Origin of the sequence: Chondromyces crocatus, assembly GCF_001189295.1 — a bacterium.
In the GTDB taxonomy this organism is placed as follows: domain Bacteria; phylum Myxococcota_A; class Polyangia; order Polyangiales; family Polyangiaceae; genus Chondromyces; species Chondromyces crocatus.
In genome coordinates this window covers 632,583-657,695 of sequence record NZ_CP012159.1, presented here as the reverse complement: position 1 = coordinate 657,695, position 25,113 = coordinate 632,583, and the positions used below count along the sequence as shown (strand labels likewise).

Below are 25,113 nucleotides of genomic sequence, written 5' to 3'. Positions count from 1 at the left end.
CCAGGGGACCCGGCGCCCAGCGCCCAGCGAGCCGAGCCCCGTGAGCCTCCCCCCCACCCCCGACCCCTCTTCCTCTTCGCCGCCCTCTCTGTCTCTGGTTCAGCCGGCGTCGGCGGCGCCTCGACGGTCTCGGCTCCCCGTGGCGCCCGCGCTCGTCGCGCTGCTCTCGGGGGCGTCGAGCGTGGCCTGCACGCCGCCGGCCGTGGCGCCGAGCACGGGCGGGTCGGTGCTGAGCGATGGCTTCGCGGCGGCGATGGAAGCGGAGGCGCGCAGCTCCGTCGAGGTGGGGCCCTACCTGGAGCTGCTCGACCGTGCGGCCGCGGCGCCGCAGATGGAGGACGCCCTCGCCGCAACCCTGGCCGCGATCGACGCGCTCACCGTGGGGGCCTCGCCGACGGTGGACACCTCGCCGGGCGGGGCGGTGTTCCGGTCGATGGAGACGCTCCCCACGGTGGTGAGCCGGCTCGGGCATGCGTGGGCGCTCGCGGGCAAGCACGGCAAGGGAGCGCCGGCGATGCCGTTCATGCGGGGCGCGATCGCCGGGGCGCTGCACCGTATCGCGCTGTTCGTGGGGGACGAGCAGGCGGCGATGACCTGGGGGTCGCGGCGTGGGTGTGCGCAGGACGCGGCCGTCGTCGGGCCGCTCGACTGGACCTCGCTGCGGGGGCTGGAGGGGCGCTCGCCCGTGGGGACGCTGGCCGAGCCGCTGGACGGCAGCTACCCGGGGGTCGCGCCGTTCGCCGAGAAGGTCGCGCCGCTGCGGGTGCGCGCGGACATGTGCGAGATCGACACGAACGCGGTGAGCTTCCTCCAGGGGACGCGCGCGGCGGTGGTGGACCTGTACGTGCCCGCGCCGCAAAGGATCGCGCTCGCACTCACCTCGTCGTCGGCGGCGGTGGTCGACGTGGGCGGGGTGACGGCGCTGCGGCGTGGCTACGAGGCGGGTGGCCTGCCCGTGACGCGGATGGCGTCGCTGCACGTCGAGGGGGGCTGGGTGCGCGTCGTGGTCCGCGTGGCGCAGAAGAACGACGGCGGAGGGATCGAGCTGGGGGCGTGGGACGCGCAAGGAACGCCGTTGCGGACGCGGGCGCCGGCGCCGGGCCAGGTCGCCGGGGCGCGGGCGTCGAAGGCGCAAGCGATCGAGGTGGGGCCGCCCGCGGGCGCGGACGATCCGAAGCTCGCGTTGCGCGTCGCGGCGCTGCTCGGCGTGGGAGAAGCGCGGCAGGCCGAGCACCTCCTCGAGGCGCGTCTCGAGGTCTCTGCGGGCGCCTCGAAGGACGCGCCGCCCGACCCGCGGCTGGATCTCCTGTACGCGCGGTCGCTGCCGATCGCGGGGGACCTGCCGGACGTGAAGGTGGCCGAGCGGCTGTCCTCGGTGAGCACGCGGCTCGGCAAGGCGTGGCCGTGGTCGTGGGAGGCGCGGCTGCTCGCCGCGGAACTCGCGGACCGGCGGCTGGGCGAGGGCGAGGGCGTGATCGAGGCGCTCGACCGGCTCGGGGTGACGGCGCAGGCCGAGGGCCCGACGAAGGACGCGCTGCCGCTCGTCGCGGACGTGGACCGGGTGGTGCTCGCGCGGGCCGCGATGATGGCGCAGCGCGCGGGGATGCCCGACGCGTCGGAGATGGCCTACAAGCGGCTCACCGCCATCGCCAAGGGGTCGGCAGTGCTCGCCAACGTGGACGACGCCCTGCACGGGCGGGTGGGCGGCGACGCGGTGAAGGTGAGGTGCTCGGGCGCGGGGCGGGATCGCTCGGACCGAGCATGCCTGGACGCGCTGCGCGAGGCGCAAGCCTACGACCGCGCGCTGACCGAGCTGTCCAGGCTGCGGCGGCTGCGCCGTGCGCCGCACGCGCTGCAGAACGTGGAGCTCGGGATCCAGGTGGCCCGCGGCGATCTGAAGGCGGCGCTCAAGGTCCACGACGCGATGCCCCCGGCCGAGCGGCGCTTGCTCGACGCGCTCGGGGTGGCCGCTGGCAGGAACGACGGGGGCGCGGTGCGCGGGCGGCTCGCGCGCGATCGGTCGACGGCGCGCGACGCGCCGCACGCGGTGGGCGTGCTCCAGCGGGCCCTCGGCCTGTCGCCCGACGTGGCGCCTGCACTGGAGGCCGAGGGGCGGAAGCTGGTGCTCGCCGACCAGAAGGCGCCGGCCGTGCCCGGGGCGGCGACGCTGGTGCTCCGGCACCTGGAGCGCTTCGAGATCGCGACGGACGGGCTGCTCCACTACGTGGCCTACGACCTGCGCCGCGTCTCGGGCACGACCGACGTGGCCATGGGCGCGGGCGCGTACGGGCCGCTGATCGAGGGGCGCGGCAACCCGCGGCTCCTGCGCCGGAGGATCCACAAGAAAGACGGCCGGATCCTGACGCCGGACGCGGCCGCCTTCGCCGCGCAGGCCCACAGCGATCTGTCGCAGCTCGAGCAGGGCGACTACGTGGAGCAGATCCTGGAGGGCTACACGCTGCCGAGCGACACGGGACAGCTCGTGATCGACACGACCGATCTGATGCCCGATCGCACGAGCGTGCGCGAGGCGGAGTTCGAGGTGCGGCGGCCCGCGTCGGTGGACCTGCAGCAGTGGGCGCACCCGCTGCTCGGTGAGCCCGAGGAGCGCACGGAGAAGGACGTGGCGGTCACGGTGTGGCGGGTGAAGGACCTCGCCCCGCGGCGCATCGAGGACGGGGTGCCCCGGATGGAGCAGGGGGTGGGCATCAGCATCGGGACGCAGACGTGGGCGAACGTGGGGCGCGCGATCGGCGAGAACCTGCGCTCGCTGGAGGACCGCGACCCCTACGTGGCGCGCTGGGCGGCGGAGGCAGCGGGCGCGGACAAGACGCCGTCACCCGCGCTGGTCGAGCGCGTGGTGGCGGCGGTGGGCAAGGCGGTGAAGGTCGCGGACAGCGCGGAGCTGTCGGACATCGCGGCGATCTACGGCGGCGGGTCGCAGCGCACGACGGCGCGGACCATCCTGGAGCTGGGGCACGGGAGCCGCTCGTGGGTGATCTTCCGGGCGCTGCGCGAGCTGGGGGTGAAGGCGGAGCTGGCGATCGCCGAGATGGAGCCGTTCAGCGCGTCGTCCGAGTTCCCGGCGCACGTGGGGCGCTTCCGGCATCCGCTGGTGATCGCGCACCTCGGGGGGAAGGCCGGGGACGTGTGGATCGACGCCGACGTGGAGGGGCCGCCTCTGCCTCCAGGGCGGGTGAGCCCGGAGCTGCGCGGGCGCGCGGCGATGTTCTCCGACGGGCGGATGGTGACGGTGCAGGCCGCGGGCGCCGACGCGAACGACGAGGTGGATCTGCGCCTCGTGGTCGACGCGCGCGGGGATGCGCGCGGGCACTTCACCATCCTCCTGCGCGGCCGGGCGGCGCAGTCGCTCTCGGAGGCCTTCGAGACGGTGGTGGGCACCGATCGGCGGGAGATGCTCCGCGACGTGGTGCTGGGCTGGGTGCCGTGGGCCGACGTGGAGGACGTGACGGTGTCGTCGCGTCAGGGGTCGTGGGAGGTGGCACTCCGGGCAGAGGTGGCGATCCACGGCTTCGCGCGGCCCGAGGGGCGCGGGGGCACGACGTGGACGCTGCCGGGCATCGAGCCGGTGCACTTCAGCTTCCCGCGCGGGTTCGCCGGGACGCTGGGGGCGACGTACGCGTCGCGCGGGGCGCGGCAGAGCGCGCTCAGCATCGACACGACGTTGCAGTACCACGTGCGGCGGCGGATCGAGCTGCCCGAGGGCATGGAGGTATCCCGCGCGCCGGCCGAGGTGGCCGTCGACGACGCGCGGCTCGCGGCGCGGCGCAAGGGCACGTACGGGGCGGTGATCGAGGAGGACTTCTCGATGAGCTTGCCGACGGGGACGGTGCCGGCCGGGGAGTACCAGGCGTTCGTGGGGCGGGTGCAGGCGATCGACAGCGGGTTCATGGCGGGCATCCGGGTGGTGTCGCGCGGTGGGGCCGCGGAGACGGCCAAGGCGCCCGCGAAGGCGGGGGCGTCTGCCACGCCGGCACCGAAGACGCCGACGTCGCCCGGAGCGACGCGTCCGAAGGGGGCACGGTGAGGCGGGCGGCGCGCGAGGAGGCGGCGTGAGCACCACGGCGCGCGAGGAGGCGGCGTGAGCACCACGGCGCGCGAGGAGGCGGCGTGAGCACCACGGCGCGCGAGGGATCCGCGTGACGCTCACGGTGCAGGAGGAGGCAGCGTGACGCTCACGGTGCAGGAGGAGGCGCCGCTCGCGCCGCTCACCACGCTGGGGGTGGGCGGGCCGGCGCGCTGGTTGATCGAGGCGGACGACGAGGGCGGGTTGCGTGAGGCGCTCGGCTTCGCGCGGTCGCGGGGCGCTGTGCTGCACGTGCTCGGGGGTGGGTCGAACCTGCTGGTGGCCGACCGGGGGATCGACGGCGTGGTGCTGCGGGCACGGCTCCGAGGGATCACCGTGACGCGCACCGGCGCGGGCAGGGACGCGCGGGTGCTCGTGCGCGTGGGCGGGGGTGAGCCGTGGGACGCGCTGGTGGAGCGCGCGACGCAAGAGGGCTGGGCAGGGATCGAGTGCCTGTCGGGCATCCCGGGCGAGGTGGGGGCGACGCCGATCCAGAACGTGGGGGCGTACGGGCAAGAGGTGGCGGAGACGATCGTCGCGGTGGAGGCGCTCGATCGGGGGAGCGGCGAGGCCGTGACCTTGAGCGCTGCGCAGTGTCGCTTCGGCTACCGGGACAGCGCGTTCAAGCGAGAAGTGCGCGGGCGCTACCTGGTCACGGCGGTGACGTTCGCGCTGACGCCGGGCGGCGCTGCGGCCGTGCGCTACCCGGAGCTGCGGCGCGCGCTCGGTGAGACTGCGGCGTCGCCTCCGCTCGCCGAGGTGCGCGCGGTGGTGCTGCGGCTGCGCCGGTCGAAGTCCATGGTGCTGGACCCTGCGGACGAGAACGGGCGGAGCGCGGGGTCGTTCTTCATGAACCCGACGCTCGCTGCGGCGTCGTTCGCGGCGGTGCGCGCGCGGGTCGAGGCGGCCGGGGTGCTCTCTGCGGGCGAGTCGATGCCGACGTTCCCGGGAGGCGAGGGGCGGGTGAAGGTGCCCGCGGCGTGGCTGATCGAGCGGGCCGGGTTCGCGAAGGGGACGACCTCGGGGCGAGCGGGTATCTCGACGAAGCACGCGCTCGCGCTGGTGAACCGGGGCGGCGCAACGGCCGAGGAGCTGGTGGCGCTCGCGGTGCGTATCCGAGGTGAGGTGCGGGCCCGGTTCGGGGTGGCGCTGCTGCCCGAGCCCGATGCCTGGGGATTCACGGCCGAGGAGCTGGCCGCGCTGTCGGGCTGACGGGAGAGGTGGGGTCGAGCTGACGGGAGAGGCGGGGCTGCGCCGAGGGACGGCGCTGCCTGGATAGGTCAGGGCGCTGAGGGCTTCTGCATGTCCTCGCAGGCCATCGGGAAGTAGCCGGTCGTCTTCGCGTCTGCGCACGCGGTGCAGGCGTTGGGGAAGGTGGTGGGAGCGACCGAGGGGCAGGGCGCCCTGACGCAGCGGATGCGGGTGTCGACGTGGCCGCAGACCGGCCTGTACTCGCGGGTGCATCCCTTCGCCTGGCGGGACTCGGGGGTGCAGGTGGTGAAGGCGAGGCGCCCCTCGTCCGCGCCAGGCTTCTTGGGCTCGTCGGTGGGGGGGTCGCCGGGCGGCGTCTCCGCGGGCGGTGCCGTCGGCTCGGCGGTCGTCGGCGTCCCGTCCGCCAGCGGTGCGGGAGGCTCGACGGTGGTGGGCGTCGTGGGGGGATCGGACGAGGTGGTGTTGCTGCACCCGAGCGAGAGCGGGGCGGCAGCGAGGACAAGGAGATAGGCAAAGGGCGTGTTCATGCGCGGTGACCTCTGGGGTGTCTCACCCTGTGACGGCCGGGGACCTCGCCGGGTCTAGCGGGCGCTCGCAAAGGCATCAAGCGGATGGCTCCGCACCTCGAGGCCAGGAGCACCCTCACCGGCTCGACGGACGGTCACCACGTCGCGGGGGGCGCTCCACGCAGCGTACCCGCCGTCGGAAGCTCAGGAGGTGCTGCGGGGCGTGCGGTGCGCTCCCCGTGCGCGACGCTGGAGGAGAAGGGTGAGCAAGGCGGCCACGACCAGCCCTGGCATCACGAACAGGAGCAGAAGGCGCGCGGCGAGCAGTCCGAGCGCGAGCGGCAGCACCAGGAGCGCGCGGAGACCGGACGGTGCGAGCAGGCTCTCCATGAGACCGACGGCATCCAGCACGTACAGCAGCGTGACGTACAGTGCGGTCAAGAGCACCGCAGCGAGCAGGACCTGGTGAGGCCATGAGCGTCGTGTGCTCATGACGTGACTTCTTCCCGTCGTCGCTCGTTCATGGCGCCCGCCCTTCCGGTGGGTCGAGCAACGCCGGAGGACCCGCAGTGGTCATCGCGAACAGGATGGCGTTGCCCAGCGGGCCTCCGCTCAGAAACCGCCGCCCGCCCGCGGCGCCGTGCAGCTCGATGCCGAAGAGATCTGCGGTCCGGTAGATCTCGACGAACATCGCGTGCTCGCCCGCGAGACGGGCGCCGGCGAGGGCAAAGCCGGTCGCGGACACGGAGACACCGAACAGGACGGGGCCCGAGTCGATGTCACCGAGGCCCACCTCGCCCGCCGCGTACTCCCGGACGCCGCCGAACCCGAGGAAGGACGCCCGCTGCCGCGCAGCCATGCCGGCGAAGAGCTGGCGCCCGACGGCGGCGTCGGCGAACGAGAGAAAGTAGGCGGCAATGGCCGTTCCGCTCGCGCGCGGGGGGCCGACCGGCTTGCCCGAGCGTGCATCGACACGCTGGTGGAACAGGCCCGAGCTGGGATCCAGAAACTGCGTGGTGAGTCGGTGGGTGGCCTCGCGCAGCGCGGCCCGATGGCGCCCCTTGCCTCGCGCCCGATCGTGGAGCCCGATGGAGCCCATCACGGCGGCCATGTCGGCCGGGTACGCTTCGCCCGGGTAGGTGTCGAGGAGGGCATGCGGTGCAGCGGCGATCCGGCGGGCGAAGGCCTCGGTGAGCAGATCGTTGATCGCCGCGAAGGGGTGCTCGGGGTCGAGCTGGCTGAGCATCGAGAGCGCGAGGTTGGCGTAGCCCAGGTAGGCGTGGCCTTTCGCCGAGTCGACCTGATGAAGGCCGTCCTCGCCCCAGGCCTCCGTACCGAAGGCCCTCGACGCGGGCGCGAGGAGTCGCTCGGCGCAGCGGCGGATGACGGGCAGGTAAGCGTTGCGAAGCTCGGGGTGCTCGGGATGCGCCAGGATCACCTGACCGAGACCGAGCGCGGTCATCTGGTGGGTGACGAGCGCCCACTCGCCATCGAAGCGTGCGCTGCCGGTCGAGAAGGACGAGGGGCCGACCTCCTTGCGGACCTCGCTCGCGACCTCGACGGCGAAGGCGCGCTGCGCCTCCAGATCGCCTTGCCAGAGCGCTTCGGCGCGGCGTCCGCACACGGCGCGTGGGACGAGCGCGGCGCCAGCGAGCGTGAGCGACGCGACGAAGAGCGTGCGGAGCAGGCGCGACGGGGTGAGCCTTCTCGAAGGCGGCGGGATGGCGGCGCCCATGTGCTGAGAGGTGCCATGATCAGGGAGAGAGGCAAAGGGGGGAGCTCGAGCGCCGCGTGCGCGACCCCGCTGGGCGCCGCGGGGGCAACCGCGCCGGGAGAAAGTCGTGGCGAGGACGCCCGCGCAGGGATCGCGCCAGAGAGGAGGCCTCCACCAGGGCCGGGGAGGTGACGAGGCAGCCGGAGCGCGCGTGGTATGCTTTCGGCGTGACCCTCCTGAAGATCGCGCAGATCGGGCATCCCATCCTCCGGCAGCGGGCGCGCGAGGTGACGCAGGAAGAGCTGGCGAGCGAGGCAACCCAGCGCTTCATCGACGACCTCATCGCGACGATGCGTGACGCGAATGGCGCTGGCCTCGCGGCGACGCAGGTGCACGAGCCGGTACGGATCGTCGCGGTCGAGGTCGAGAACAACCCGCGCTATCCCTACAAGCCGAAGATCCCGCTCACCGTGGTGGTGAACCCGGTCATCGAGAAGCTCACCGAGGAGACGTTCGAGAACTACGAGGGGTGCCTCAGCGTGCCCAACCTGCGCGGGGTGGTGGAGCGGCACGTCGAGATCCGCCTGACGGGCTGGGATCGCGAGGGCAAGCCGATCGATCGGCTCTACCGCGGGCTGAGCGCGGGGACGTTCCAGCACGAGACCGATCACCTGGACGGGGTACTGTTCGTGGATCGGGTGAAGGACCCGCGGACGCTGTGCACCTGGGCGGAGTTCGACCGCTACCACAAGCAGGCCTTCGTCGAACGCATCGTGCCCTTCGTCCGCCGCACCGAGGGCTAGCGGATCAGGGGCCTGTCGGCCCCTACGCTCCCGATGGTCGCTACCCTTGCTTTCTTCGGAGGGAGTAGGCGGGTCGACAGCGTCCCCACGTTCGTCTCGGGTCGCGGTCAAACGCCCTGCGGAGACACCCAGGGTAGCGACCAACGGGAGCGTAGGGGCCGACAGCCCCTGCTTTCAGTTCATCGCCGGACGCGTTGCAGCGACATCCCGGGTAGCGACCATCGGGAGCGTAGGGGCCGACGGGCCCCTGATTTCGGGAGCGTAGGGGCCGATAGGCCCCTGCTTTTAAAGATTGAGAAGAGGGGCGCAGCAGCCTTTCGAGGGGAAGCAGGCGATCAGCTCGCTCTGGCATGTGCCGACGGTGGTGCTGCCTTCCTTGCAGGTGCACGTGGCGCCCTCGTCGTCGTTGGGCACGCACTCCACGGTGACGTTCCGGTCGAGGCACGTCCCTTTGCATGAGCAGCCGCCGTTCTTGGGGCTGCACAGCACGTCGACGCAGCCGCCGGTGGTGCAGTACTGCCACGCGGCGAGGGACTCGGCGCACACGGCGGGCTCGGCGCAGTCGGCGGTGCGCTCATCGATGAGGCACTGCTCGTACACGGCGCGCTCGCGGGCGCACTCGGGCACGGAGACGAAGGTCTCGATGCAGTTGGTCACGCAGTCCTCGAAGCTGCTGAGGAGGCACCCTCTCTGCTGCAAGGAATCACAGACGTTGAAGCAGATGGTGGCGACGCCTTCGAGCGGCTCGTCCGCGGCACCGCCGGCGCCACCCAGACCGCCGATACCGCCCAGCCCGCTCTCGCTGCTGCTCGTCGACGTGGCGCCGCCTGCGCCTGCATTTCCCGACCCCTGCGCGCTGCAAGCTGCGCCGAAGAGTTGGATGAACGCCACGAAGAGAACGTTGCGGAGACGCGAAGAAGAGAGGGTCATGCGAGCTTCCCGGAAGAGCGAGGCTATCCGAGGCGAGCCTGCGGCGTAACCCGATGCGCGTGGGGGCATGCGCATCAATGCCGAACAATCACCGCCGCAGCGGAGCGAGCGCGTGTCGCATGCTGGCCAGGCGGGCATGCGGCGTGGGGCGCGTGCTGCCTTTCCCTTCATCGCGGCACGCATCCGGTTACAATGACCGCGTGGAGCACGCCGGGAGCCGCGAGACGCGATCTTTCCTTTCCCGTCGTCGACGCCACCTCGCAGGGGCGCTCGCGCTGCTCGCCCCGCTCGTGCTGCTGACGTGCGGTCGCGCCACCACGCCGCCCGAAGCGGGCCCGGCGCGCGCCGTCGAGGACAGGGATCGCGCCCCGGCCACGGTGACCCTCCTCTACACGACGGACGAACATGGCTGGCTCTTGCCCAGCCACGAGCAAGGCGAGGTGCGCGGCGGCGCGGCCGAGCTGCTCGCCCAGTGGATCACCCGCGAAGGGCACTGCCCCGGCTCACCGGGGGCGCGCACGCCGGAGGTTCAAGCCTGCAAGGATCCGGGCACGCTCGCGCTCTCGGGTGGTGACAACGCGACCGGGCCTGCCATCTCCTCGTACTTCCAGGGCGTGCCCATGGCCGAAGCGATGGGGCGCATGGGCTATGCGGCCTCGGCGTTCGGCAACCACGAGTTCGACTTCGGGAGCGCCGGCTTCCTTCGCAACCGCTCGGTGTCGGGCATGTCGTACCTCGCGGCGAACTTGAAGGTGCGCGGCCAGGGGCTCGCCGCGCTGGAGCTCCCCGCCTTCGCGATCTACGAGCGCCGCGGGATCCGCATCGGCGTCATCGGCCTGGCGACGGAGGACACGCTGCGCACGGCGATGGCGAGCCGCTTCGACGGGATCGAGCTGGAGAGCGAGGAGGCCGCGCTGGAACGGGTGGTGCCCGAGGCGTGGCGCGCGGAGCCCGACGCGCTGGTGCTCATCGCCCACGAGTGCCCCACCAAGCTCGAGCCGATCCTCGCGCGCCATCCCGAGTGGCGCTTCTCGTTCGTGGGCGGCGGGCACTGCCACAAGAAGAGCGAGACGCGGGTCGGCGATGCGCCCCTGGTCAACCCGGGCTGGCGCTTGCGGAGCTATGCCCGGGTGCAGCTCGAGGTGGATCCTCGCCGCCCGCTCGGCAAGCGCGTGCTCTCGAACAAGGCGGAGATCGTCGAGGTCAGCCATCCCGAAGGGGAAGCGCCCGCCGACGAGGGCGTGGCGCGCGTCGGCGCCACCTGGCAAGCGCAGCTCGAGCAGGCCCTGGGGGAGCCCATCGGCTACACGGGGGGCATGGAGCGCGACTCCCGCGCGCTGAGCCACTGGATCGGGACCTCGTGGCGCGAGGTGCTGGGGGTGGATGTGGCCATCCTCAACAAGGGAGGCATTCGCCAGGCGGTGCCCCGAGGCGAGATCACCAAGGCGACGGTCTACTCGGTGCTCCCCTTCGACAACAAGCTGCTGGTCTGCTCCCTCAAAGGCCGGGAGATCGTGCAGCACCTGGGACATCGCGAAGCCGTCGGGGTCGGCATTACCCCGGGGCGCAACGGGCGGTTCACCCTCGATGGAGGCCGTCCACTCGACGAGGACGCCACGTACACGGTGGCCACGGTGGATTTTCTGTACTTCGGGGGAGACGGGTTCACCTTCCAGGGGCAAGACCCGTCGCCGCGGTGGACCGGGGTCGACTGGAGAGAACCCGTGATTTCCTATACCAGGACGTTGGTCACCACCCCGACCGCGCCGCTGGAACATAAAATTCACTGAGGAGGGCGCGAAGGGCCCGGGGTCCTCGGAAGGCGCGAGGGGCGCCGGGCGATCCCACCGGGCAGTCAGCGCGCGCTTCTCCGCGGTATGTCGCTTGCCGTATAAGGCGGTAATGTCGGTTGAAGATAGCAGCGGGTCGAAGCGAAACGTGGGACCAGGGGTGCCTGCCGCAGGCGCACCCGCCCGGCCCCCCACGCGCGCCAGCGCACCCCAGGACGATGACGATGGCCCGCAAGAGCTGAGCGCCGCGCAGCTCGACGAACTCCGGCGCATGCTGCAAGACCGGCGCGCCGCGATCGTCGGCAGCATCGGCGAGCGGCAGAACGAGGAGCGCGACGTGAGCGGCTCCCGTGTGGTCGGCGACGAGATGGATGAGGCGACCCTGGAAGGCACCACCTCCATGACGGGCAAGCTGCTCGAACGGGATGTGCGGCTGCTCTTCGAGATCGACCGGGCGCTGGCCAAGCTCCGAGAGAATGCGTACGGCGTGTGCGAGGGGACGGGGGAGCCGATCGGCTATGCGCGCCTGCGCCTCCAGCCCTGGGCCCGCTTCAGCGTGGAGTACCAGGAGGAGCTGGAGCGCCAGGAGCGAACTCGCGGAGGTCGATAGCGACGTCGCCGCGCAGGGGAAGACCTCGCGCGGCGCCGCTCCATCCGCTGAGACACAGGGACGTCGCCGCTCGAAGGCGTCGCGACGTCACCATTCGGGGAGAGCGTCGACGTCGTCGGTCGCAGGCGTCGTGACGTGGCGGCTCGGGGGAACGTGACGGCGGTGCCGGGGGTCGTCGAGCGCGGCGACGTCACGGTTCGTGGAACCCGTGACGTCGCCGTTCGCAGGCGAAAGGAGGGCGCAGCTCAGGGTCGGAGGGACTGGGCGACCTTCAGCCCGCTGGCGATCAAGGCACCTGCGTCTTCGAGGGAAGGCTTGGTCATGTTGATCGTGAACCTGGCCTTCGGCGCGCTCCCACCTTCGCTGAGGGTGCTGAAGAAGATGGGACCGGCGCCCTTGTGGGGCAGGCCGTTCAGCACGCCGAGGGCTTGCTGGAGGGCCGGCGTCCCGCCGCCGAGCGGACGGAACACCGCGCCGAGCGACTGACCCACCGAGCGGGTGAAGGGCGCGATGGTGAAGTACCCGCCCGAGCCCACCTTGGCGTTCTTGAGCTGCGCGAGGTCGGCGCGGGTGGCGAGGGTGGCGTCCTCGGGGGCACCGGCCTTCACCATCGAGAGACGCTTCAGAAGCTCCTGCTTGTTCGTGCCGACGGCCATCCAGGTCGTCGTCCCCTCATCCATGACGTAGACGTAGGCATCGAGGGTGATCTTCGCGGCCTTGCCTTTGGCAGTGGGGCCGGCGCCGTCGAGCGGGTCGGTGTTCGGCGCAGGCAGGTCCTTCCAGCTGATCTGGACGGCGAACCCGTTCTTGCCGAGCTCCTTGGGCGCTGGCACGGTCTTCACCACAGGGAGGAACTTGGCGTCGTTCTTGAGTTCCTTCTTCAGCGTGTTGAGCAGCCCCGGGCGGTTGTACGCCGCGACGAGGTTCTTGAAGTAGGTGTTGATGGCATCCGGCTTCTCCGTGATGCCCATGAGGGTCCACCCGAGCAGATCATCGAGCAGCTGCTCGAGTTCCTGCTGGGCTGCGGGGGCCTTGTCGGACCTGGGTGGAGCTTGCTTCTGTCCCCCGCCGCTCGCGGAGACGCCGGTGACGTCCTTGGACAGAGGGACTTTGCGCAGAAGGTCGGCGAGCGCTTTGCGGTCCGCGGCGCCACCGATCTTCTCCTTGCCGAGATATCCCTCGAGCAGGTCACCCAGGCTCTTGAAGATCGGCGCCAGGCGGGGGCCGTCGCCGCCGTGGCTGAAGGTGGCGGCCTCGCTGTCCTTGGGCAGGCGCCAGAAGAGGGCGGGCGGGGGGGCCATGACGCGCGCTTGGTCGGTGATGGTGGCCCCGAGCCACGACGTGTTGCCCCGCAGCGCGAGCGCGCCGGAGACGGTGAGGCAGCTCGTCGGGTCGCTGCCGATCTCGAGCGAGAGCTTGTCCGCGTCTCCGATGAGCGCGCCGACCTCGGTGGCGAGGGCGTTCGCCGTCTCCATGACGGTGCTGTCGAAGAGGGGATCACCGATGGTGAGCTGGCTCTGGGCGAGGATGGGGATCCCGCGGAGCTGCTGCCGCGCGATGCCGCCGAACTTGTCGGTGATCGGCACCAGCCGGATCTCCGCGCGCAGATCGCGCCCTTCTGCTGGCGTGCTCGGCAGGGTGCGGGTGACGTAGGGCGTGAGGGTGACGAGATCGCGCTCGCGCTCGGCACAGACGAGCCGCGCTGGCGCCGAGCCGGCTGCGGCTGCGATGGCGCAGGAGAACTTTGCTTCTTCCTTGCCGCCGACGCGCCAGACGCCGGGGGAGAGTTCCGTGGGGGTCCCCAGCCGTTCGACGGCGCCGCGCGCGCCTTCCAGTGAGGTGAGGCCGACGGAGACGGCGGACAGCGGGCGACCCCGCTTCGAGCCTGGATCCAGGACGGTCACTGCAAACACGGGCGCGTCGAGCGCCACCACCGCCGCGAGCTGCTTCTGATCCGTGGCGCCAGGGAACAGCGCATCGAGGATGGCCTCGACCGCGAAGCGCGAGGTGCCCTCGGTGAGCTGCGGAGGGACGCCCGCGCAACCCGCGAGCGTCGTGATCGTGTTCGCCGGGTTCGCCCAGCGCGCAAAGCCCACCACGTCGCCGGGCTCCGGCACCGGCGAGAGATCGTACGGCGCCGAGGTGGCGACCGCCGCCGGCGGCGGTGAGGTCGACGGAGGCGTCGTGGGGTCGTCCGGCGTGGGCGTCGCAGGGCCACAGCCGACCGCCAGCAAGGTCGAGAAGCTCAGCGGAAGAAGTGTGCGCATGACGAGAGCCCTTATACGGCGGCGTTCAGGTCGAGTCGACCCCGCCGCGGGCGCCGCGAGCGCCGCGAGCGGTGTCGGGTCGATCCGCCGATGCTCTTGATCTCCATCGCCCGCGGCCGTACGCCCTCTCGTATGAAGTCTCGGCTGCACCGCCTTGTCCCGATGTCCGCTCTGTTCGGAGCGTGGGCGCTCGCCGCGTGTGGCGCCTCCGAGCCGCCCCCGCCCGCGGCTCCGCCGCCTGCACCTCCTCCGCCCGTCGCGGAGCCGGAGCCCGAGCCGGAGCCCGAGCCCTCGGCGCCACCGGCGGACGCGAAGCCCGAGCCGGCGCAGAGCTCGGGCCGGACGCCGCTGTTCAAGAGCGATCCGGAGGAGATCACCGACAGCTTCGGCTCGTCGCCGGCCGCGAAGCTCGAGCTGGGTGACGACACCGGCCGCGCGACCTTGAGGATCCCGGAGAACGCGCTGTCCCAAGGCGTGAACATCACCTTCAAGATCGAGAAGAAAGGGAAGACCTCGGGGCCCCCGATCGGCAAGGTGTACCGGACCTCGGGGGTCGTGCCGCCCGACGGAACGCCGCGAGAGATCGAGAGCGCCGGCCCCGTCTTCGAACTCGCGTTCCCTGCGGGCAACAAGAAGGACGCGAACCTCGCCATCGGCACCATCTCCCTCGACGACAAGGGGCGCGAGAAGATCGACTGGATCGTCGTCGCGCCGAAGCGGATCGACGACGCGATGGGGCTCGCCTACTTCGAGCTGAGCAAGCTGCCGAACGCCTACTTGCACATCACCACCAAGGCGCCGACCGAACCGAAGCAGTAGCGTCCACGCCGCGCCGTCCTGATGGACCCCGGCGCGGCAGTCGCCTACAACGTCCCCCGACGCTGTGGATCTCCTCTACTTCGCGCTGCTCTGCTCCGTGCTCATCTTCGTCCACGAGCTGGGGCATTTCGTGTGCGCGAAGCTCTTCGGCGTGAAGGTACTCACCTTCTCGATCGGGTTTGGGCCCAAGATCCTGCGGCTCCGCGGGAGAGAGACCGAGTACTGCGTCGGCCTGCTCCCCCTCGGCGGGTTCGTGAAGATGCTCGAGGAGACGCGGCAGGAGCCCGTGCTCCCCGAGGATCGTCGGCGGACCTTCGAGGCGCAGGCGCTGTGGAAGCGGGTGATCATCGTCCTGGCCGGGCCGGCGATGAACGTGCTGTTCCCGGTGCTGCTCTATTTCGCGGTGTTCGTCGGGGAGACACGCTTCGTGCCGCCGACGGTGGGCGCGGTACTCCCGGCGCATCCGGCCGAGGGGAAGCTCCACCCCGGTGATCGCATCCTCGAGGTGGATGGCGAGCGGATCACCACCTTCGCCGAGCTGCAGCGGATCGTGGCCAAGAACCCGGGCCAGGAGCTGAAGCTCAAGGTCTTCCGGGACCGGCAGCACGTCGAGGTGAAGGTCATCCCGGAGGAGAAGGTCATCCAGAAGCCGCTGGAGATCGTCGAGCGCATCGGGGAGCTGGGGATCCGGCCCAGCCGACCCGCCCCCGTGATCGGCATCTCGCGGCTCGACTCGCCCGCCTACCGCGCCGGGCTGCGCAGCTTCGATCTGGTGACCGAGGTGGGGGGGCGCCCCATCAAGACCTGGACCGATCTGGAACAGGCCCTCACCGACAACCGCGGCGCGACGGTGCCGGTGACCTACCTGCGGCCGATGCCCGTGACGCGCGCGCTCGGCGGACTCGCCGACATGGCGGTGTACGAGTCCGGCGTCGCGGCGTTGACGCCCGAGTCCGGGGTGGCCGATCTGCAGAGCCGGGCCGGGATCGAGCACGCCGATCTCTACGTGGCCGACGTGCCCCAGGGGTCGGCGGAGTGGAAGGCGGATCTGCGGCCCGGTGATCGGATCACCGAGGTGGACGGCGTGGAGGTGACGGCGTGGTCCACCTTCACCGAGCGGCTGTTCGCTTCGCCCGACAAGCCGCACGTGATCACCTGGCTCCGCGCCGGGCAGCGCAAGAGCGGGACGATCGAGCTGCGGCGCGAGGACTACCTCGACGAATACGGTCAGACGCGCCCGCGCTTCTTCCTGCGCGCCACCAACTGGTCCCCCATGGTGCCGGAGCCTTACGTGGAAGGTGGCCCCGCGGCGATACGCCTCGCGTTCGAGAACGCACTCGACGAGACGTACGACGTGATCCGCTTCATCATGGTGGGGATCCTGCGGATCGTGGAGGGCAAGGTGAGCATCTCCACGCTCGGTGGCCCGATCACGGTCTACGATGTGGTCGGCGAGGAAGGCGCGAAGGGCGTGAGCTACTTCGTGTGGGCGATGGCGGTGATCTCGATCAACCTCGGGCTCATCAACCTGCTGCCCATCCCCGTGCTCGACGGAGGGCACCTCCTGTTCTTCACCTTCGAGGCGGTGCTGCGGCGTCCGTTGCCGCTCCGGGTCCGCGAGATCGCGAGCCTCGCGGGGCTGATGATCCTGGTGGGGCTGATGGGCATCGCGTTCAAGAACGACGTGGAGCGGCGCTGGGATGTGATCCAGGGGCAGTTCCGAGAGCTGGCGGGATAGCAGGGCACTTTGAGCATCAGGACGAGGCGAGAGGCAGGAGAGAACGTGGCTGCGGAGCAAGAGGGGCCGGACGCGTCCGGGCCTGCGCTGGCGGGCGACGCGCGCCGGGTTGCGGCGCGGGTGCTGGAGCGCGTCTGGGAGGAGAGCGCGTTTGCGTCGGCGGCGCTGGACGCGGAGCTGTCTCGCTTGACGGTGCTGGATGGGCGCGACGCCGGGCTCGCGACGGAGCTGGTGTACGGCGTGCTGCGGACGCAGGCGTTCCTGGAGGAGCAGATCGACAAGCTGGCGGTGAGCCGTCGCTGGGCGGGCGATCCGGCGGTTCGGGCGCACCTGCTGATGGGCGCGTATTCGCTCCTGTTCCTCGACCGCGTGCCGGCCTTCGCCGCGGTGTCGGAGGCGGTGAACGCGATGCGGGTCGTTGCCGACGATCGGGTGGGGGCGTTCGCGAACGCGGTCCTGCGGCGGCTCGCCGACGAGGCCGCGAAAGGGCGGCCCGCGTTGATCGACGCGGTGGTGGCTTCGGCGCCCGGGTGGCTGCGTGGGGCGCTGCGGCGGGCCATCGGGCGTGCAGGGGCGTCGGCGTTTCTTTCTGCGGGGCCGGTGCCGCCGCCGCTGGGGCTCTGTCTCGCGCCAGCTGAAGATCGCGAGGCCTGGATCGCGCGGCTGGGCGAGGCGGCCAAGGGGGCGACGATCGAGGCAGGGAAGGCGTCTCCGCACGCGATCCTGGTGCGGGGCGCGGGCGAGCTGCGGCGGCTTCCCGGGTTCGGGGAGACGTGGATCGGTCAGGAAGAAGGCGCCCAGGTGGTGGCGCTCTTGCTCGGAGCGAAGCCTGGAGAGCGCGTGCTGGATGCTTGCGCGGGCCGGGGGAACAAGACGTGGCTCTTGTCGCGGCGGGTGGGCGCGACGGGTGACGTGGAGGCGGCGGATCTCCACCCGAACAAGCTGCGGGTCGCGGCGACCACGGGCGCACGCGCGACCTATGCCGTGGACTGGAGCGCCGGGACGGGGCGTGTTCCGGAGGGGTACGATCGGGTGCTCGTGGATGCGCCGTGCTCGGGTGTGGGAACCTTGCGGCGGCGTCCGGAGATCGGGCTGAAGCGTGAGGCGGGCGATCTGGAGCGACTGTCGTCGCTCCAGGTGGCGATCGCGCGAAGTGCGGCGAGCCGGGCACGGGAGGGGGGACGTCTGGTCTTCGCGGTGTGTTCGGTGCTGCGGGAGGAGTGTGAGGGGGTCGTGGAGCGGCTATCGAGCGATCCTGGCCCGGGTGAGCCGGAGGTGAAGCTCGTGCCGACGCCGTTCGATGCCGAGGAGGCGCTGGCACTCGGGCTGCCCGAGGGGGCGTCGAGCGTGCGGCTTCTCCCGCACGTGCACGGGACGGACGGCTATTTCGCGGCGATGTTCACCGTGCATCACTGAGGCACGAGCGCACTCTTCGGCATCGTGCCGTCGGGGGGAGCCGGAGGTGGGGCTCGGTGAAATCCCATGGCACGCCCCCTCTCAGCCCGTACACTCGTTGATGTGGTGGACGCACAACCCCGTCGGGCGAGGCTGTCGAGCTATCTGAAGCGGTTGTGGCCCGAGCCAGGCTCGGGAAGGCCGGCTTCGCCGCCGCCCTCCTGGCCAGGGCCGGAGGAGCTGGAGGCGGGCGTGGTGCAGGAGGTCGGCGCTCCCACGTCCGTGAATCCGCGCGCGATCCGGCTGCGTCGTTTCGCTGGGCCGGCGACGTACCTGGATCAGCTCGCGCCGCTCCGGATCGCCCACCTCACCGATCAGCACGTGGGCCGCGTGACGCCCATGAAGGTGCAGCGCGAGGCGGTGGACCTCACCAACCAGCAACGCCCCGACCTGGTGATGTTGACGGGGGATTTCGTATGTCACAGCCAGCTCTACCTCGATCAACTCGAGGAGCTGATCCGCTCCTTCGATGCGCCCGTCTTCGCGGTGCTGGGCAACCACGATCACTGGTCGGGTGGTGACGAGGTGAAGCGCTCGCTCCAGCGCGCTGGGGCCGAGGTCCTCTGCAACGCACACACGGTGGTCACCGTGCGGCACCAGCGGCTCCAGGTGGTGGGGCTCGATGATGCGTACACCGGTCACGCGCAGCGCGAGCGGGCGGTGAAAGGGCTTCGAAACGATCTGCCCTCCATCGGCCTGTCGCACATTGCCGAGGAGGCGGATGGCCTCTGGCGGCACGGGGTGCCGCTCGTCCTCTCGGGGCACACCCACGCGGGACAGGTGACGGTGGCACGGCTGCACGAGCTGTCCATCGGGAAGCTGGCCGGGCACAAGTACGTTCACGGGCTCTACGGCACGCGGAGCCCGGCAGGGCCGCAGCAAGGCGCGGTGTACGTCGGCGCAGGGATCGGCGCCTCCGTCATCCCGTTGCGGCTCGGGGATCGAGGGCAGCGCGAGGTGGCCGTCTTCGAGCTGGGGGCGGCGCCTGGCTCGTTCGAGGAGCATCACACGGAGCAGCCTGCCCTCAAGGGCCGCAAGCCGTCCCCCGTGGTCCAGGCGAAGCGTGCCGAGCAGGTGGTGCGAAAGCGCGAAAAACGCGAACGGAAGCAGCGTCCGCCGAGCTGAGGTGCGCTCGGGCAGCGCCGGCGACGCCGTGTGATTAGATTCCGGGCTCCGATGCTCGGACTATCCCGACTGCGCGGTAGCTTCGCCTACACGCCTCCAACCCTCAGGCTCGTCTGGAAGTCCTCCCGCGCCTCGACCCTCGCCCTGGGCGCGCTGACCCTCGTCGCGGCCGTCCTGCCGCTGGCCATCGCGTTCGCCGGGAAGGCCATCGTCGACGCGGTGGTGGCGCGTGACGGTGCGGCGACGCTCCGCTGGGTGCTCGTGGAGCTGGGCCTCGTCGCGGCACTCGCAGCGAACCAAAGGGGGCTGTCACTGATCCGTCAGCTCCTCGGGGCCCGGCTCGCGATGGACATCAACGGGAGGATCCTCGAGAAGGCGCTCAGCCTCGAGCTGCCCCATTTCGAGGATCCCGAGTTCTATGATCAGCTCACGCGCGCGCGGCGCGAGGCGTCGTCGCGGCCGCTGTCGGTCGTGACCGAGAGCTTCGGCACGTTGCAGAACCTGATCACGCTGGCCGGCTATGCCGCCCTCCTCATCGGGTTCAGCCCCTGGGCCGTCCTGGTGCTGGTCGTCGCCGCCATCCCCGCGACCGTGGCCGAGGTGCGGTTCTCGAACACGGCGTTCCGGCTGCGGAACTGGCGCTCTCCGGAGTCGCGCAAGCTGAGCTACCTCGAGCATGTGCTCGCCAACGACAACCACGCCAAGGAGGTGAAGCTGCTCGGCCTCGGGCCAGAGCTGCTCACGCGGTATCGCGCGCTCGGAGCGAGCTTCTACGAGGAGGATCGACGCCTGGCGCTGCGCCGCGGCGGCTGGGCGTTCGGCCTGTCCTTGCTCGGCACGGGAGCGTTCTACGGATGCTACGCGGTGATGGCCCTGACCGCGGCGACGGGCAAGCTCACGCTCGGCGAACTGACCCTCTATGTCGCAGCGTTCCGGCAAGGGCAGCAGGCGTTCCAGTCGATCCTGTCGTCCGTGGGCGGCATGTACGAGCACAACCTGTACATGTCGAACCTCTTTCAGTACCTCGCGATCCCCACCACGGAGCAACGGGTGACGGCATCTCCCCTGGCCACGCCGGGCCAGGAGGCGTCGTCGCTGGAGCCGCGAGCCGTGATGCCGTCGTCGGCGTCGGTGGCGTCCGAGGAGCGAGGGATCCGCTTCGAGGGGGTAGGCTTCCGGTACCCGGGGCAGACGCGGTGGGCGCTGCACGACGTTCACCTCTTCATCCCTGCGGGGCAAAGTCTGGCGCTCGTCGGTCACAACGGTGCGGGCAAGACGACGTTCATCAAGCTGCTGACGCGGCTCTACGAGCCGACGGAGGGCCGCATCCTGCTCGACGGGCGCGACCTGCGCACCTGGGACATGGCGGTGCTGCGCGAGCGCATCGGGGTGGTGTTCCAGGACTTCGCGCAGTACCAGTTCCCGCTGCGCGAGAACGTCGGCCTCGGCAGCATCGCACACCTGCACGACGAGCCGCGCCTCGCGCGCGCCCTGGAGCGGGGCGGGGCGACCGAGGTGGCCGCCATCATCCCGGGGGGGCTGGACGCGCAGCTCGGGCGCTGGTTCAAGGGAGGGGTCGAGCTGTCCGGGGGGCAGTGGCAGAAGGTGGCGCTGGCGCGCTCGTTCATGCGCGAGGAGGCGGACATCCTCGTCCTCGACGAGCCCACGGCGGCGCTCGACGCGGAGGCGGAGCACGCGGTGTTCGAGCGCTTCCGCGCCCTCTCCGAGGGCAGGACGACGATCGTGATCTCCCACCGCTTCCCCACGGTGCGCATGGCCGACCGGATCGTCGTCATCGAGGGAGGAGAGGTGCTGGAGGAAGGGACGCACGACGAGCTTCTCGCGCGTGCAGGGAGGTACGCGCAGCTCTTCGCACTCCAGGCCGAGGGCTACAGCTGATTCACACGGCGGGGGCACGCGCCCCCGCCGCCCCGCCGAGCAAAGCTCGTCGGGGCCCCACCACCCCGCGATCCACCCTGGAAATCAGGCATGTCTCGCCGCTTCGGGCCTGACGTCGGTGCATCGAGAAGCGGGCGAAGGTTCCAGCCGTGTGCATGAGGGGCAGCGCGCGGCGTGCGTGGCGCAGCGAGCGGCGCTGCGGCTACTGCCCGTTGTTCGTCATCCAGCCACGGCGGATCGAGTAGGGACCGCTCGTCGGAGGACCGCCGTCGTCCGGTGGGTTCTCGCTCGCCCGGCGTCGTCGGAGGATGGTCTCGGCGCGCAGCTTCTCGAAGGCATTGCGGTCGTAGTGCGCCGTGATCACCCCGCCCACCGCCGCACTGACCAGGGTCACGGCCATGGCCACCATGCGCGATCGGATCAGGATGTGAACGCCAGCAAGGCGCTCGACGTGCCCCTTCGACCACTTGGTGTAGGTGGAGCGGACCTCGGCGGTGTAGGCGGTGATGCCTTCCCAGTCATGGAAGACCGCGACCTTCTCGGTCGTGGCCGCAGCGACCCGATCGAACGCTTGCATCGCGTGCTGCGCGCACTCGAGGTCGGCCTGACCCTCGGCGCGTGTGTAGAGCACCCCGGGTGCTGGATAGAAGATCTGGATCTCCCAGGTGGGACCTTTCCACCACTCGCGTTCGACTGCAGGCGAGGACATGGGTGATCCCGCCATCTAGAAGCTCCCGATCACGGTGACGCCCGAAGGGGAGATGCGTGCGCCGACGGTCGCAGAGGCCGGCGCGCCGCGTGGTCCGCGGCTCTCCGGCCAGAGCCAGAGGGTCGCCGCGGCGGCCGCGGCGACGCCGCCGCCGATAAGAAGGCCCACCCCGACCGTGGTCAGCGTCTTTCGCTCTTCGTCGATGGCCTGGAGCTGCGCGTACTCCACGGCGGGCAGGTTCGAGCCGGCCTCACGTCGCGCCGAGGCTTCCTCGATGTCGCGTCGGCGCCCGTCGGCGGTCAGCATCAGCACGCCACCCACCGAGCCCAGCGCCACCGCGGTCCCCGTGGCGATCCAGGCCAGCGTGCGGCTCCTCGCCTCGCGCTGTGGAGAGAGGGCGACGCGTGCGACCACGCCACGGGACACGTCCACCGCGGCACTGGCAAAGGCTCCGTCGGCGAGTTCCAGGGTGACGGTGTGGTGCCCCGGCGCGACGGGGATCCGGCCACCCGGGGCCGGCTTCACCGCGGCGTTGTCGACGGCGACGAGCGCGCCGCCGGGAAGCTCGCCGAGGGCGATCATCGCCTCGGCGGTCGGAACGACGAACGAGACGGCGCTCGCCGTGGTGGCGTCTGGCTTGGGTCCCGCGCCGCCTGCTGGAGCGGCCGTGGGGGGGCCGGCGATGCCGAGGTCACCGTGCCGGTCCTGAGGGACGAGTTCCACCGTGATCTTCGCGCCGGGCCGGCACCAGGAAGGGTCGAGCGTGCCACGCAGCGGACCCTCCATCGATGGCGCGAGCGCCAGTTCGAAGGACCCCTCCAGTGCCGACGATGTCACCCGGGCGACCACCCGCAGCCAGCCGGGCATCTGGTTGGCCGTCGCCGAGATCCGCACGGGCTGCCACGCCACGGAGGGCGCGTCGACCTTGAGGTCCGACACGGTGATCTGCTCCCGACCGAGCCGCTGAGCGCGCTCTTTCTCGGCTGCGGTCCTGCACACGGTCCGCACCTTCGGCGACTGGTCACGCGCCACCTCGGGATCGTACCCCGAGGCCACCACGGCCTTGGCGCAGGCCGTCTCGGCCGCGGTGACGCCACCGAGCACGAGGGCCGCCGTGGTCTCCAGGAGCGCAGCCTCGACGCGGAGTGCGTCCGGTACGCCGGTCGCGGGGAGCGAGGCCAGCGTCTTCGAGGCGTCGGCGTAGGCACCGTTCTCGACCTGTTCCCGGGCACGCGCGACGACCCCGGCGAGATCCTGGGCCGAGGCCGCGCGAGGTGCCAGCGTGGAGCCCAGCGCTGCCGTGAACGTGAGCACCGCGGCGAGGAGGGGCGTGCCGCGCCAAGGGCGTGCGCCGCACGCGGCAGTGCTGCCACACCAGGGATGCGTCTCGCGCTCGTCGCGCGTGATCAGGTGCGGACTTCGTCTCCGGATGGAGCCCGAGGGGGGAGGGCGGCTCATGGCGACTCCGTGCGGCGCAGATCGACGCGCAATAGCGACGGCTGGCCCGCCTTGATGACGACGGAAAGGTTCCGCACCGCGCCGAGCTCGGCGTTGCGCAGCACGACGCTGTGGGGACCGGGGGACAGCGGGATGGGCGCAATGGGGGTGGTGCCCATCGGCTTGCCATCGACGCTGACGTCGGCCCAGGGCAGCACCACCACCTGGAGGGAGCCCGTTCCACTCGTCTCCTCGGCTGCGCCTCCAGAGGTCGCGGTGGCGCTGGCCTCGGGCGCAGCCGTTCCCCGTGTGGGAGGCCATTTGCCGAAGAGTTTTGGCTCTCCTGCCGTCGAGCCGGTGGAAGGCTCTCCGGTGGGGTGGGAGCCCGGGGTGGACGCGCTCGCAGAAGGGGTCGTCGGCAGGTACGAGGCGCTCGGTGATGCGGTCTCTGCCGTGGCTCCTGGTGGCACCTCCTTCGCGCCGGGACTCCCTGTCCCGCTGGGGGCGAGAGGATCGGAGGGCATGCTCGTCGCTGACGCCTCGGCGTCCGAGGGCTGGGTCCGCGAGGTCTGCTGGCTCCACCAGAGGAGGAACACGGCAAACGCAGCGCCGAGCGCCACGGCGAGCAGCAAGAGGAGCGATGCGCGTCGTCGCTCGCTTGGTGACTTGCCCGTCGCGGTGGACGGTCTGGTCGACGCGCCTTCGAGCGATGACGCGGCCCCGAGCGAAGTGGCCGCCTTCGTGGAGGGTCGCGATACCGCAGGCTCCAGGGAGGGGGTAGAGCCGCGACCTGCTTCCAGCCCGCCATCATCGGGCGCGGCGCGACGGCCTCCCCTCTCCAGCACCGTGGGCGCAGAGTTCGAGCTCGGGGGACCGGCTTCGTCAGGACGTGACGACACCACGACGCCGCGCGCGTGGATCTCGGACACGGCCGGCTTCGGCGTCTTCACGGGCGCGCCGGGCGTCCTCGGTGCGCTCGGGGTCGTCGGCGCTCCCGGCGTCCCGCGTCCTGCCGAGCGGTTGCCTGGCGTCTGCCGGTGCGTCCCCGTCACCGATTCGCCCAGCGCGGCGAGGGTGGTCTCCACCCTTCGCTTGATCTCCGCCCGCGCCTCTTGCTCCGCCGACGGACCGAGTGCCCACAGCGCGGCGTCGAAGGCGGCCGCCAGCGTCCCCGCGTCCTGGGTGCGGCTGTCCGGATCGAACGCCGTCGCGCCGTCGATGGCCGACGCGAGCGCCGGGGGGATGTCGGGCAGGAGTTCCTGCACCGAGGGGACCGGCGCGGTCGCCACCCGCATCATCAGCTGCGCTTGCGTCTCGCTCTTGCGCACCCGCCGCCCGGTGAGCGACTCGATGAGCGTGACGCCGAGCGAGAACACGTCGGCACGCTGATCGAACGCCTCACCACGCGCTTGCTCCGGGGGCATGTACGGCAGCTTCCCCTTGAACACGCCGGTCTCGGTCTTCTCGCCGACGAAGCCCGAGATCTTCGCGATGCCGAAGTCGGTGAGCCGCACGCGCGCGTCACGCGCGAGCAGGATGTTCGCTGGCGAGATGTCCCGGTGGACCACCCCGAAGTTCTGCCCGTCGTCGTCGCACAGCGAATGTACCGCCTCCAGAGCCCGCGCCACCTCGCGCCCCACGTAGGCGACAGCGGGCGCCGACAGAGGCCCTCCGCCCTTGCGGACGAGGCGATCCAGGGACGGGCCGTCGACGTAGTCGAGGGCCAGAAAGACCGTGTCCTCGGCGACGCCGAGCTCGATCAGCCGCACGATGTTCGGATGATCCAGCCGCGCGATGACGTGCGCCTCGGCGAAGAACGATTCGTAGGCGTAGTCGTCGATCTCGCTCTTGGAGAGCAACTTCTTCAGCGCCACCCGGCGGCGGAAGTTGCGGGGACCTTCCTCCTCGGCGAGCCACACCTCGCCCATCCCGCCCTTGCCGAGCATCCGGATCAGGCGGTACTTGCCGGCGAACAGCTCCTCGGCGCGCTCGGCTCCGGGCATCATCGCTCC

At 71.3% G+C, this 25,113-nt stretch carries 18 protein-coding genes; 10 read left to right on the top strand and 8 right to left on the bottom strand.

The genetic code is table 11. From position 1 onward, the window contains the following. Positions 1-139: 139 nt before the first annotated feature. Both CMC5_RS02460 and CMC5_RS02455 read left to right on the top strand, forming a co-directional pair. The gene (locus tag CMC5_RS02460) at positions 140-4,048 is read left to right on the top strand and encodes a hypothetical protein (protein WP_050428905.1); all 3,909 of its coding nucleotides are present in this window, start codon (positions 140-142) and stop codon (positions 4,046-4,048) included. Positions 4,049-4,189: 141 nt separating this feature from the next. Next, on the top strand, positions 4,190-5,299 hold the full coding sequence (locus CMC5_RS02455; RefSeq protein WP_050428904.1) for a UDP-N-acetylmuramate dehydrogenase: 1,110 nt from the start codon (positions 4,190-4,192) through the stop codon (positions 5,297-5,299). 68 nt (positions 5,300-5,367) lie between these two features. Here CMC5_RS02455 and CMC5_RS02450 read toward each other — a convergent pair whose 3' ends face one another. The 3 genes from CMC5_RS02450 to CMC5_RS02440 all read right to left on the bottom strand — a co-directional run bounded on the left by CMC5_RS02450 (position 5,368) and on the right by CMC5_RS02440 (position 7,540). Continuing rightward, complete coding sequence (locus CMC5_RS02450) at positions 5,368-5,826, bottom strand: hypothetical protein (RefSeq protein WP_050428903.1); 459 nt, start codon at positions 5,824-5,826, stop codon at positions 5,368-5,370. A gap of 183 nt (positions 5,827-6,009) precedes the next feature. Beyond that, positions 6,010-6,297 carry a hypothetical protein gene (locus CMC5_RS02445; RefSeq protein ID WP_050428902.1) on the bottom strand — a complete coding sequence of 96 codons (288 nt, stop codon included), beginning with the start codon at positions 6,295-6,297 and terminating at the stop codon, positions 6,010-6,012. Between the two features lie 28 nt (positions 6,298-6,325). After that, the gene (locus tag CMC5_RS02440; protein WP_050428901.1) at positions 6,326-7,540 is read right to left on the bottom strand and encodes a hypothetical protein; all 1,215 of its coding nucleotides are present in this window, start codon (positions 7,538-7,540) and stop codon (positions 6,326-6,328) included. Between the two features lie 206 nt (positions 7,541-7,746). On the opposite strand from CMC5_RS02440, the gene def reads away from it, so the two are divergent. Next, the gene (gene def, locus CMC5_RS02435; RefSeq protein WP_050435665.1) at positions 7,747-8,322 is read left to right on the top strand and encodes a peptide deformylase; all 576 of its coding nucleotides are present in this window, start codon (positions 7,747-7,749) and stop codon (positions 8,320-8,322) included. Between the two features lie 285 nt (positions 8,323-8,607). Here def and CMC5_RS02430 read toward each other — a convergent pair whose 3' ends face one another. Continuing rightward, positions 8,608-9,213 (bottom strand): hypothetical protein, encoded by a 606-nt coding sequence (locus CMC5_RS02430; protein ID WP_156338072.1) that lies wholly within the window; start codon positions 9,211-9,213, stop codon positions 8,608-8,610. A 239-nt stretch (positions 9,214-9,452) separates the two neighbouring features. Here CMC5_RS02430 and CMC5_RS02425 point away from each other — a divergent pair, with 239 nt between their 5' ends. After that, positions 9,453-11,042 carry a bifunctional metallophosphatase/5'-nucleotidase gene (locus tag CMC5_RS02425; protein ID WP_050428899.1) on the top strand — a complete coding sequence of 530 codons (1,590 nt, stop codon included), beginning with the start codon at positions 9,453-9,455 and terminating at the stop codon, positions 11,040-11,042. 112 nt (positions 11,043-11,154) lie between these two features. Beyond that, positions 11,155-11,652, top strand: a complete 498-nt coding sequence (locus CMC5_RS02420; RefSeq protein ID WP_082362171.1) for a TraR/DksA family transcriptional regulator — start codon at positions 11,155-11,157, stop codon at positions 11,650-11,652. Between the two features lie 245 nt (positions 11,653-11,897). Here the strand turns inward: CMC5_RS02420 and CMC5_RS02415 are convergent, their stop codons facing one another. Next, complete coding sequence (locus CMC5_RS02415) at positions 11,898-13,919, bottom strand: hypothetical protein (protein ID WP_050428897.1); 2,022 nt, start codon at positions 13,917-13,919, stop codon at positions 11,898-11,900. 162 nt (positions 13,920-14,081) lie between these two features. Here CMC5_RS02415 and CMC5_RS02410 point away from each other — a divergent pair, with 162 nt between their 5' ends. From CMC5_RS02410 to CMC5_RS02390, 5 genes are all read left to right on the top strand, one after another. Then, complete coding sequence (locus tag CMC5_RS02410) at positions 14,082-14,738, top strand: hypothetical protein (RefSeq protein ID WP_050428896.1); 657 nt, start codon at positions 14,082-14,084, stop codon at positions 14,736-14,738. Positions 14,739-14,802: 64 nt separating this feature from the next. Further along, positions 14,803-16,476, top strand: a complete 1,674-nt coding sequence (gene rseP, locus CMC5_RS02405; protein ID WP_050428895.1) for an RIP metalloprotease RseP — start codon at positions 14,803-14,805, stop codon at positions 16,474-16,476. A gap of 45 nt (positions 16,477-16,521) precedes the next feature. After that, a complete protein-coding gene (locus CMC5_RS02400) occupies positions 16,522-17,892 on the top strand; it encodes an RsmB/NOP family class I SAM-dependent RNA methyltransferase (protein ID WP_050428894.1) in 1,371 nt (456 codons plus the stop codon). Positions 17,893-17,997: 105 nt separating this feature from the next. Beyond that, positions 17,998-19,056, top strand: a complete 1,059-nt coding sequence (locus CMC5_RS02395) for a metallophosphoesterase (protein WP_245678248.1) — start codon at positions 17,998-18,000, stop codon at positions 19,054-19,056. A 51-nt stretch (positions 19,057-19,107) separates the two neighbouring features. Continuing rightward, complete coding sequence (locus CMC5_RS02390; RefSeq protein WP_050428893.1) at positions 19,108-20,955, top strand: ABC transporter ATP-binding protein; 1,848 nt, start codon at positions 19,108-19,110, stop codon at positions 20,953-20,955. Positions 20,956-21,157: 202 nt separating this feature from the next. Here the strand turns inward: CMC5_RS02390 and CMC5_RS02385 are convergent, their stop codons facing one another. From CMC5_RS02385 to CMC5_RS43905, 3 genes are read right to left on the bottom strand one after another with little or no spacing between them, the layout of a single operon-like run. Further along, a complete protein-coding gene (locus tag CMC5_RS02385) occupies positions 21,158-21,664 on the bottom strand; it encodes a hypothetical protein (protein WP_050428892.1) in 507 nt (168 codons plus the stop codon). A gap of 15 nt (positions 21,665-21,679) precedes the next feature. Continuing rightward, positions 21,680-23,122, bottom strand: a complete 1,443-nt coding sequence (locus CMC5_RS02380; RefSeq protein ID WP_050428891.1) for a hypothetical protein — start codon at positions 23,120-23,122, stop codon at positions 21,680-21,682. Further along, positions 23,119-25,107, bottom strand: a complete 1,989-nt coding sequence (locus CMC5_RS43905; RefSeq protein WP_050428890.1) for a serine/threonine protein kinase — start codon at positions 25,105-25,107, stop codon at positions 23,119-23,121. Before CMC5_RS43905 ends, CMC5_RS02380 begins: the two co-directional genes overlap by 4 nt. Positions 25,108-25,113 lie beyond the last annotated feature (6 nt).

Excerpts from the sequence above, each read along its gene's own strand:
- CMC5_RS43905 (WP_050428890.1), bottom strand. The coding sequence starts at position 25,107 with ATGATGCCCGGAGCCGAGCGCGCCGAGGAGCTGTTCGCCGGCAAGTAC.
- CMC5_RS02445 (WP_050428902.1), bottom strand. The coding sequence starts at position 6,297 with ATGAGCACACGACGCTCATGGCCTCACCAGGTCCTGCTCGCTGCGGTG.
- CMC5_RS02410 (WP_050428896.1), top strand. The coding sequence starts at position 14,082 with ATGTCCGCTCTGTTCGGAGCGTGGGCGCTCGCCGCGTGTGGCGCCTCC.
- CMC5_RS02420 (WP_082362171.1), top strand. The coding sequence starts at position 11,155 with ATGTCGGTTGAAGATAGCAGCGGGTCGAAGCGAAACGTGGGACCAGGG.
- CMC5_RS02385 (WP_050428892.1), bottom strand. The coding sequence starts at position 21,664 with ATGTCCTCGCCTGCAGTCGAACGCGAGTGGTGGAAAGGTCCCACCTGG.
- CMC5_RS02450 (WP_050428903.1), bottom strand. The coding sequence starts at position 5,826 with ATGAACACGCCCTTTGCCTATCTCCTTGTCCTCGCTGCCGCCCCGCTC.
- CMC5_RS02440 (WP_050428901.1), bottom strand. The coding sequence starts at position 7,540 with ATGGGCGCCGCCATCCCGCCGCCTTCGAGAAGGCTCACCCCGTCGCGC.
- CMC5_RS02390 (WP_050428893.1), top strand. The coding sequence starts at position 19,108 with ATGCTCGGACTATCCCGACTGCGCGGTAGCTTCGCCTACACGCCTCCA.
- CMC5_RS02415 (WP_050428897.1), bottom strand. The coding sequence starts at position 13,919 with ATGCGCACACTTCTTCCGCTGAGCTTCTCGACCTTGCTGGCGGTCGGC.
- CMC5_RS02380 (WP_050428891.1), bottom strand. The coding sequence starts at position 23,122 with ATGAGCCGCCCTCCCCCCTCGGGCTCCATCCGGAGACGAAGTCCGCAC.